This window comes from Janthinobacterium sp. BHSEK (assembly GCF_056174685.1).
Genome location: NZ_JBWBYV010000249.1, coordinates 1 through 1092, shown reverse-complemented (window position 1 = coordinate 1092; position 1092 = coordinate 1). Strand labels below are relative to the sequence as shown.

Annotated in this window: 2 protein-coding genes; both read left to right on the top strand. The window is 52.7% G+C overall.

What is annotated here, in order from left to right; genetic code table 11:
* A partial coding sequence (locus tag AC0V2Y_RS28815) for a Rossmann-fold NAD(P)-binding domain-containing protein (protein ID WP_475418066.1) occupies window positions 1-444 on the top strand: 444 nt, incomplete at its 5' end.
* Window positions 445-457: 13 nt separating this feature from the next.
* Window positions 458-1092 (top strand): polysaccharide biosynthesis protein (locus AC0V2Y_RS28810; RefSeq protein ID WP_475418067.1); only part of this gene is annotated, 635 nt, incomplete at its 3' end.

The window sequence follows — 1092 nt, the reverse complement described above, 5'->3', positions numbered from 1 at the left end:
GCCAAGGACCTGTACGGACGCTCGAAATTCCTGGGGGAAGTCGACTATCCGCACTGCATCACGCTGCGCACCTCGATCATCGGCCACGAGCTGAACAGCGCAAAGAGCCTGGTCGGCTGGTTCCTCGGGCAGCAAGGCACTGTCAAGGGCTATACGAAAGCGGTTTTCTCGGGCTTGCCAACGGTCGAACTGGCGCACGTGATACGCGATGTCGTCTTGCCGCAACCCGCATTGCACGGTCTGTACCATGTGGCCGCCAAGCCGATCAACAAATTTGATCTGCTCACCCTGGTTGCGCAAGCCTATGGAAAGCAGATCGACATTGTTGCCGATGAGCAATTAACAATCGACAGATCGCTGAATGCGGAACGCTTCCGCGCCGCCACTGGCTACGTGGCACCGGCATGGCCGGAACTCATCCAGAAAATGGCTAATTTTAAGTAATAAGGAGCAATAAATGTTTAAAGATAAAGTACTGATGATTACGGGTGGTACGGGCTCCTTCGGCAATGCCGTATTGAAGCGCTTCCTCTCCACCGACGTGGCGGAAATCCGGATTTTCAGCCGGGATGAAAAAAAACAGGAAGACATGCGCATTGCGCTGAACAATCCGAAACTGAAGTTTTATATCGGCGATATCCGTAATTACGACAGCATCAATGAAGCAATGAAAGGCGTGAACTATGTTTTCCACGCTGCTGCGCTGAAACAGGTGCCGTCATGCGAGTTTTATCCCATGGAAGCGGTACGCACGAATGTGCTGGGTACCGAAAACGTCCTGAACGCCGCAGTCGCCAACAATGTCCAGCGCCTGGTTGTGTTGAGCACGGACAAGGCCGTCTATCCAATCAATGCCATGGGCATTTCCAAGGCCATGATGGAAAAACTCATGGTCGCCAAATCACGCATGCGCACGGCAGGCGAAACGGTCATCTGCGCAACCCGCTATGGCAATGTCATGGCTTCGCGCGGTTCCGTGATTCCGCTGTTTATTCAACAACTGAAGGATGGCAAATCAATTACCATTACCGATCCCAACATGACACGTTTCCTGATGTCGCTGGATGATTCGGTCGACCTCGTTCTACATGC